At 67.3% G+C, this 8,039-nt stretch carries 8 protein-coding genes; 3 read left to right on the forward strand and 5 right to left on the reverse strand.

Annotated elements, in window-relative coordinates; genetic code table 11:
- The first annotated feature begins 8 nt into the window (after nucleotides 1–8).
- A complete protein-coding gene (locus IM760_RS15285) occupies nucleotides 9–1,211 on the forward strand; it encodes an acyl-CoA dehydrogenase family protein (RefSeq protein ID WP_204430994.1) in 1,203 nt (400 codons plus the stop codon).
- Between the two features lie 105 nt (nucleotides 1,212–1,316).
- Here IM760_RS15285 and IM760_RS15290 read toward each other — a convergent pair whose 3' ends face one another.
- Nucleotides 1,317–3,335 carry an NADPH-dependent 2,4-dienoyl-CoA reductase gene (locus tag IM760_RS15290; protein ID WP_204430996.1) on the reverse strand — a complete coding sequence of 673 codons (2,019 nt, stop codon included), beginning with the start codon at nucleotides 3,333–3,335 and terminating at the stop codon, nucleotides 1,317–1,319.
- 121 nt (nucleotides 3,336–3,456) lie between these two features.
- Here IM760_RS15290 and IM760_RS15295 point away from each other — a divergent pair, with 121 nt between their 5' ends.
- Nucleotides 3,457–4,065 carry a TetR/AcrR family transcriptional regulator gene (locus IM760_RS15295; protein ID WP_204430998.1) on the forward strand — a complete coding sequence of 203 codons (609 nt, stop codon included), beginning with the start codon at nucleotides 3,457–3,459 and terminating at the stop codon, nucleotides 4,063–4,065.
- Here the strand turns inward: IM760_RS15295 and IM760_RS15300 are convergent, their stop codons facing one another.
- From IM760_RS15300 to IM760_RS15315, 4 genes are all read right to left on the reverse strand, one after another.
- On the reverse strand, nucleotides 4,066–5,382 hold the full coding sequence (locus IM760_RS15300; protein ID WP_204431000.1) for a sensor histidine kinase: 1,317 nt from the start codon (nucleotides 5,380–5,382) through the stop codon (nucleotides 4,066–4,068).
- 1 nt (nucleotide 5,383) lies between these two features.
- The gene (locus IM760_RS15305; protein WP_204431002.1) at nucleotides 5,384–6,055 is read right to left on the reverse strand and encodes a response regulator transcription factor; all 672 of its coding nucleotides are present in this window, start codon (nucleotides 6,053–6,055) and stop codon (nucleotides 5,384–5,386) included.
- On the reverse strand, nucleotides 6,055–6,315 hold the full coding sequence (locus IM760_RS15310) for a PepSY domain-containing protein (protein ID WP_204431004.1): 261 nt from the start codon (nucleotides 6,313–6,315) through the stop codon (nucleotides 6,055–6,057). Before IM760_RS15310 ends, IM760_RS15305 begins: the two co-directional genes overlap by 1 nt.
- Before the next feature lie 65 nt (nucleotides 6,316–6,380).
- On the reverse strand, nucleotides 6,381–6,695 hold the full coding sequence (locus tag IM760_RS15315; protein ID WP_204431006.1) for a PepSY domain-containing protein: 315 nt from the start codon (nucleotides 6,693–6,695) through the stop codon (nucleotides 6,381–6,383).
- Nucleotides 6,696–6,985: 290 nt separating this feature from the next.
- Here IM760_RS15315 and IM760_RS15320 point away from each other — a divergent pair, with 290 nt between their 5' ends.
- Nucleotides 6,986–7,849, forward strand: coding sequence for an acyl-CoA thioesterase (locus IM760_RS15320; protein WP_204431008.1), 864 nt, complete (start codon nucleotides 6,986–6,988; stop codon nucleotides 7,847–7,849).
- Nucleotides 7,850–8,039 lie beyond the last annotated feature (190 nt).

An 8,039-nucleotide genomic window follows, 5' to 3' on the forward strand; every position in this document is an offset into this window, starting at 1 on the left:
GACGGCACATGAACATCGAGATTCCGAAGAAATTCAAACCGGTGATCCACAACGCCCGTCAGGTGGCGTTGAACAGCTTCCGGCCGATTTCGCGCAAGTACGACCGCGCCGAGCACGCCCGCCCCAAGGAGCTGGACATGGTGGCGTCGGTGCTGGACGGCTTCAACGAAGGCGACCCGGCCAACTCCGCCGGCGCCAGCCAGACCGGCAAGGGCAAGGTGAAGGATGACGGCTCCGTGAAAAACGGCGCCAACATGATGACCTGCCTGGGCGCCCTGGAATTCTGCTACGGCGACACCGGCTTCCTGCTGGGTATGCCGCGCCAGGGACTGGGCAACGCGGCAATCGCCGCGGTGGCCACCGATGAGCAACTGGAACGCTTCAAGGGCAAGTGGGCGGCCATGGCGATCACCGAGCCCGGGGCCGGTTCCGACTCGGCGGCGATTCGCACCACCGCCAAGGAAGACGGCGACCACTATGTGCTCAACGGCGAGAAGATTTACGTCACCTCCGGTGAGCGCGCCGACTGCGTGGTGGTATGGGCCAGCCTGGACCCCAAGCTGGGCCGGGCGGCGATCAAATCCTTCGTGGTCGAGTGGGGCACGCCGGGCATGGAGCTGGCGCGCCTGGAGAAGAAGCTGGGCATCCGCGCCTCGGACACCGCCGCCATCAGTTTCAACGACTGCCGGGTCCCCAAGGAAAACCTGCTCGGCAATCCGGAGGTGGACACCAAGGGTTTCGGCGGCGTGATGGAGACCTTCGACAACACCCGCCCGCTGGTGGCCTGTTTCGCCCTGGGCGTGGCCAAGGCGTCCCTGGAACGCACCCGGGAGCTGCTGGCCGACGCCATCGACTACGACTACGGCAAACCGGTGGACACGGTCAGCGCCGCGGAGGCGGAACTGTACCGCATGGAAGCGGATTGGGAGGCGGCCTACTGGCTGGCCATGAAGGCGGCCTGGATGGCGGACAACAAGAAGTCCAACTCCCTGGAAGCGTCCATTTCCAAGGCCAAGGCCGGCCGGGTGGGCAACCAGATCACCCTGCGCTGCGTGGAGCTGGCCGGTTCGGTGGGCTACACCGAGGACGAGCTGCTGGAGAAGTGGGCGCGGGATTCGAAGATCCTCGACATCTTCGAGGGCACCCAGCAGATTCAGCAGTTGATCATCGCCCGGCGGGTGCTGGGGCTGAGTTCGAAAGAACTGAAGTAGCGGCCTTCGGCCGCGATACAGGGTTCAGGATGCAGGATACAGGGGAAAACCCGCTCTTTTCCTGCATCCTGAATCCTGCATCCTGTAACGGGCGGCGCAGCCGCCCTACAGCCGCGCCGCCAGTTCCGAGCCCTGCTTGATGGCGCGTTTGGCGTCCAGCTCCGCGGCCACGTCGGCCCCACCGATCAGGTGGTAGCGGGCGTCGCCGTCACGGTGCAGTTCCCGCAGCGGATCCTGCCCGGCGCAGATCACCACGTGATCCACTTCCAGCAGCCCCTGCTTCTCATCCTGGGTGATGTGCAGGCCGTGGTCGTCGATACGGTCGTACTGGCAGCCGGGCAGCATCTCCACGTTGCGGTGCTTGAGGGTGGCGCGGTGCACCCAGCCACTGGTTTTGCCCAGGCCCTTGCCCAGGGCGCTGGTCTTGCGCTGCAGCAGGTAAATCGTGCGCGCCGGCGCTTCCGGGTGGCCCTCCACCAGACCGCCACGGGTTTCCGCCTGGAAGTCCACGCCCCACTCACGCAACCACTCCGGCAGAGGCTGGGCGCCGTCCCGGGGCGCTTCGGCGAGAAACTCCGCCACGTCGAATCCGATGCCGCCGGCGCCGATGATCGCCACCTTGTCGCCCACCGTGACCTTGCCGGTGAGCACGTCCACGTAGGAGACCACCTTGGCGTGGTCGATCCCCGGAATCGACGGACGGCGCGGGCTGACCCCGGTGGCCACCACGATCTCGTCAAAACCTTCCGCTTCCAGCTCGCCCTCCGCCACGCGCCGGCCCAGTTCCAGCTTCACGCCGGTGCGCTCGATGCGGCGGCTGAAGTAGCGCAGGGTTTCGTGGAACTCTTCCTTGCCGGGGATCACCTTGGCCATGTTGAACTGGCCGCCGATGCGGTCCGCCTGATCGAACAGAGTCACTTCATGGCCGCGCTCGGCGGCCACCGTGGCGCAGGCCAGCCCGGCCGGCCCGGCGCCCACCACCGCCACTTTCTTCGGATGGGCGGTGCGCAGATAGACCAGTTCGGTTTCGTGGCAGGCACGCGGGTTGACCAGACAGGAGGCGCGCTTGAGCTCGAAGGTGTGGTCCAGGCAGGCCTGGTTGCAGGCGATGCAGGTGTTGATCTCGTCGGCGCGCCCTTCGGCGGCCTTGTTGACGAACTCCGGATCCGCCAGCAACGGCCGCGCCATGGACACCGCGTCCGCCAGATCGCCGGCCAGGATATCCTCGGCCACCTGGGGATCGTTGATGCGGTTGGAGGCCACCACCGGAATCGACACCACCTCGCGCACCTGCCGGGTGGCTTCCACGAACGCCGCCCTGGGCACCGAGGTGACGATGGTGGGGATGCGCGCCTCGTGCCAGCCGATGCCGCTGTTGATCAGGCTGGCGCCGGCGGCTTCCACGGCGCGGGCCAGGTCCAGCACCTCCTCGCGGGTACAGCCGTCCGGCACCAGGTCGATCACCGACAGGCGGTACATGATGATGAAATCCGGGCCGCAGCGGCGCCGGGTCTCCTCCACGATTTCCACCGGAAAGCGACGCCGGTTCTCGGCGCTGCCGCCGTAGGCGTCGGTGCGCCGGTTGGTGCGCGGCGCGGTGAACTGGTTGATCAGGTAGCCCTCGGACCCCATGATCTCGACGCCGTCGTAGCCGGCCTGCTTGGCCAGCTCGGCGGTGTGCGCGAAATCACGCACCGTCTTCTTCACCTCTCGGGTGCTCATGGCCTTGGGCTTGAACGGATTGATCGGGCTCTTGATCGCCGAGGCCGACCGCGAGAAGGGGTGATAGCTGTAGCGGCCGGCGTGCAGAATCTGCAGCGCGATCTTGCCGCCTTCCTTGTGCACCGCGTCGGTGATCTTGCGGTGGTTACGGATGTCCAGCTTGTGGTTGAAGGTGCCCGCCAGGGGGTAGAACCAGCCGTGCCGGTTGGGATTGATGCCGCCGGTGACCGACAGCGCCACGCCGCCCCGGGCGCGTTCGGCGAAATAGGCAGCCATCTTCGGGTAATGCCAGAAGCGGTCTTCCAGGCCGGTGTGCATGGACCCCATGATCACCCGGTTTTTCAGCTGCGTGTGGCCGAGATCCAGCGGCGACAGCAGATGGGGATAAGCGTTGGCCACCATGTCGTTCTCCTTCCCGAATACGGGTGTGGCTGGGCCGGCGGGCCGGCCTGGCTAATCTGGACGCCGTCAAGATACGGTGCTATTTTGACGCCGTCAAGATTCAACCGGATCGAGAAATTCCATGCCCCGTCCCGCCCGCTATCACCACGGCGACCTGCACGACACCCTGCTGCGCGAGGCCGGCATTCTGCTCCGCGAACAGGGTGTGGAAGGCCTGTCCCTGCGTCGGCTGGCGGAGCGGGCCGGCGTGTCGCGCACCGCCCCCTACCACCATTTCGCGGACAAGAACGCCCTGCTCTGCGCCCTGGCGGAACAGGGCTTTCGGCGTCTGGACGCGATGATGGGCGAGGTGGCCCTGGACCCGGCGGACCCGGAGCCGGGACTGCGGCGCTTCGTGCGCGCCTACCTGCGCTTCGCCAGCGACGACCCGGAACAGTACGAGCTGATGTTCGGCCGCACCCTATGGAAGGGCGGCCACCCCGGCGCCGGCCTCAAGGGCGTGGCCTACGGGTGTTTCCGGCACTATCTGGTGCGGCTGCGCCCCCTGGTGAGTCGCGGTGAGGGCGACGACACCAGGCCCCTGCGCCTGGCCCAGGCCAGCTGGGCCACCCTGCACGGTCTGTGCCGGCTGCTGCTGGACGGCATCTATCTGCGCCGCGAGGACATGGAGGCGGTCAGCGATCAGGCGGTGGACCTGATGCTGGCCGCCCTCCGGCCAGCGCGGCGCTGATCAGCCGGGGAACGGCAGGCGCACACTGACCCGCAGACCGCCCAGCGGCGACCGCTCCAGAGCCAGCGTACCGCCGTAGGCCTCCACCGTGTCGTTGACGATGGCCAGGCCCAGGCCGTGGCCGGGCACCCGCTGGTCCAGACGGCCACCGCGCTGCAGCACGTCCTCGTGGCGCTCCGGCTCGATGCCCGGGCCGTCGTCGTCCACCGTCACCTGGAGCAGGTCCGCCTCGCGATGGAGGCGCAGTTCCACCCGGCCGGCGGCCCATTTGCAGCCGTTGTCCATCAGGTTGCCGAGCAGTTCCAGCATGTCGTCCCGTTCCAGGGGCAGCGCCGGCAACCGGTAGCCCTGGGCGGTGAGCTTGAGCGGCCGGTCGTGGGCGCGGCGCAGGGTATCGAGCAGCACCGGCACATCCCGGGCCGGCTCGAAGCGGGTGGCGGCGGTGGCGCCGGCGGCCACCCGCGCCCGCCCCAGGGCGCGTCCCACCGTGTTCTCGATCTGATCGAGCTGATCGACGAGCAGCCGATACAATTCCGGGGACTGGCGCCGAAGCTCCTCGTTGCAGCGATTGCGCAGCACCGACAGGGGGGTCTTGAGGGCGTGGCCCAGGTCGCCCAGGGCGTGGCGGGAGCGGGCCAGCTGCTGTTCGGTGTGGTGCTGCAGACGGTTGATTTCCTCCACCAGCGGGCGCAGTTCGGCGACCACATCCCGGTCCAGTTCGGCGCGTTCACCACCACGCAACTGGCCGATCTGACGTCGTACCTTTTGCAGCGGCCGCAGGCCGCGCCGGATCAGGTATTGCTGCACCAGAGCCAGCACCGCCAGCAGCAGCACCCAGGCGATCAGGGCGGCGGTTTTCAGTTCCTGGAATTTGGCCAGCTGCGGCGCGTAGTTCTGCGCCACCACCACGGTCAGCGCCTGGCCGTCGCGACGAAACTCCGCGCGGTAGCGCAGCAGGCTCTGGCCGCCGGGGCCGGGGCGCAGGTCCGTGTCCATGCCGGTACGCGCCGGCAGCGGCAGGCGTGCGTCCCACAGCGACCGCGAGCGCCAGCGCTGATCGCCGACCAGCACCACGAAGTAGCGGCCCGACAGGGGCTTGCGGTAGGCCGGGTCCAGCCGGTCCTCGTCCAGCACCAGCCCGTCCCGGCCGCGCACAATGGCGGCCAGCACGCTGGTGGTTTCGTCACGCAGCTGACGCCCGCTGAGCAGGCGCTGTTCCCGGTCCAGCCACCACAGGGCGGCCTGGCCGGCCAGCAGGCCGGCCAGTAACAGACTGACGAACAGACTGACGCCCAGGCGGCGGCCGATGGACCCCATGTCAGTCTCCGTCGCGGCCGACGAACAGGTAGCCCTGGCCGCGCCGGGTCTGGATCACGCCGCTGCCGAGCTTGCGGCGCAGCCGGTTGATGTGCACCTCCACCACGTTGGAGTCGCGCTCGCTCTCGCCGTCGTAAAGATGCTCGTTGAGGGCGGCCTTGGACAGCAGCCGGCGCGGGTTGAGCATGAAGTAACGCAGCATCCGGAACTCGGCGCCGGTCAGCGCCACCTCCCGATCGTCCAGCCACACGGTCTGCCGTTCCTCTTCCAATTCCAGGCCGCCGACCGCCAGCCGGCTCTGGTTGGTGCCGCCGTGGCTGCGGCGCAGCACCGCCTGAATGCGCAGCAGCAACTCCTCCGGGTGGAACGGCTTGGTCAGATAATCGTCGGCGCCGGCGCGCAGGCCGTCGACGCGCTCCGCCCAGCTGTCCCGGGCGGTGAGGATCAGCACCGGCAGGGTGAGCCCCTCGTCGCGCCAGCGCTTCAGCACCTGCAGGCCGTCCAGGCCCGGCAGGCCCAGATCCAGGATGGCCAGGTCGAAGGGCTCGTCGTGGGCACGCACCGCCGCGTCGCGGCCGTCCGCCAGCCAGTCCACCGCGTAACCGTTGTCGCGCAGCAGGGGCATCAGTTGATCGGCCAGGTCCACGCTGTCTTCCACCAGCAACAGGCGCATCAGTCGTCCACTTCGTCTTCGAGGACGCGGCCGGTGCGGGCGTCGATCTCCAGTTCCCGGACCACGCCGTCCTCGGTGAGCACTTCCAGCTCGTAGATCAGCGCGCCGTCGTCACGTTCCAGCTCCGCTTCCAGCAGGCTGGCGCCCGGATGGCGGGCCATGGCCACCGCCAGAATCTGCTCGAACGGCTGAACCTCGCCGCTCTGGCGCAGGCGCAGGGCCTCGTCGTGACTCACGTCCAGGGCCGACGCTGGCGCCATCAGACACGCCAGAAAGGCGGCCAGCGCCGCCTTCCCGAGAGGGTTGAATAAAAGGTGCGGGTGCATCAGTCGTCGCGTTCCTCGCGCAGGATTTCAGCGTTGGTGGCGTCCAGCTCGACGTCCCACTGCTGACCCTGGGCATCGCGCAGTTCCACCTGGTAGATGTAGCGGCCGTACTCGTCTTCCAGCTCGGTTTCCTCAATCTTGGCGTCCGGGTGGTTGGCCAGGGCCGCCTGATTCAGCTTATCGAAGGACTGGATGGTGCCGTCGTTGACCAGCTTGACCACCTGATCGGGGCGCACGTCATCGGCGTGGGCCACGGTGGTGGCACCGGTGAAAGTGATCAAAGCGGCAAGCAGGGTGGTTTTGGTGGCGTTCATGAGTCGTCTCCTTTGCTCATCGGGCAACGCCGGGGGCGCGCCGTTGGTCATGTGTCCCGTCTGGGTACGGTTCTCACAATACGACGGCCCGCTTAATTGTGGCTGAAGCCACCCTGAACGCAACCTTAACCCGCCGGCCCTCGCCCCCGCCTCTGACGGCGCGCCCCGCACGCCCGTTGTCGGTATCGACTCTTGCAAAGCCGCCGCGTCTGGGTGAAGTTACGTTTTTGGAACGCATTTCCATTTTCACCACGAGCTCCGACCCTCGAGAGCCATAACAAGGACAAGCCATGCACACCGATCTGCCCGATCTGCTCGCCCTGCTCGACCTGACCCCTCTGGACGAGGACCACTTTCAGGGCGAAAGCCGCAACATCGTCGGGCCGCGCATCTTCGGCGGGCAGGTCATCAGCCAGGCCCTGGTGGCCGCCTCCCGCACCGTGGAGGGCCGCCCCGCCCACTCCCTGCAGGCCTACTTCCTGCGCCCCGGCGATGTGCGCGAGCCGATTCAATTCCGCGTCGAACGGGTCCGTGACGGCGGCACCTTCTCCACCCGCCGGGTGGTGGCGGAGCAACGGGGTCGCCCGATCTTCGACATGGCCCTGTCGTTCCACAACGCGGAGGACGGCCCGGCCCACCAGACCGCCACCTTCGAGGCGCCGGACCCGGACGAGCTGCTCACCGAGCACGACATGAACGCCCGCTTCCTGGAAGGCGAGGAGATCTCCGACAACTTCCGCGCCGCGCTGCTGCGCCGCAAACCCATCGAGATCCGTCCAGTGACCCAGCGCCACCCGCTGCGCCCGGAAAAAACCGCGCCGGTGCGCCAGACCTGGATCCGCGCCACCGGCCTGGACAGCGACGACCCGCTATTGCACCAGGCACTGCTCGCCTACGTGTCCGACCACAGCCTGATGGGCGCCGCCCTGCTGCCCCACGGCGTCACCTTTCTGAGCCGCGACATGCAGGTCGCCAGCCTGGACCACACGCTCTGGTTCCACCGGCCGGTGCGCTTCGACAATTGGCTGTTCTACGACATGGAAAGCCCCATCGCCCAAGGCGGACGGGGCTTTACCCGGGGCAGGATTTTCAATCGCGCCGGCGAGCTGGTGGCGTCGGTGGCGCAGGAAGGATTGATCAGACGACAAAGTTAAAAGTTGAAAGTTACAAGTTGAAACGCGGCGCAGGGCCTCGCCTTTTCAGCCAGGCCGTGCCCGCGCTTTCTCCTTTTAACTTTGGGTAAGCGGATTAAATGGTTGATCTTACCTTTGCATGAGAGTGAGACAGACCGGCATCTCATCGGATTATCTGGTTGATGCTTCACCTACTGCTGGTGCATGTTTC

The organism is Alloalcanivorax marinus (genome assembly GCF_016906305.1).
Classification (GTDB): domain Bacteria; phylum Pseudomonadota; class Gammaproteobacteria; order Pseudomonadales; family Alcanivoracaceae; genus Alloalcanivorax; species Alloalcanivorax marinus.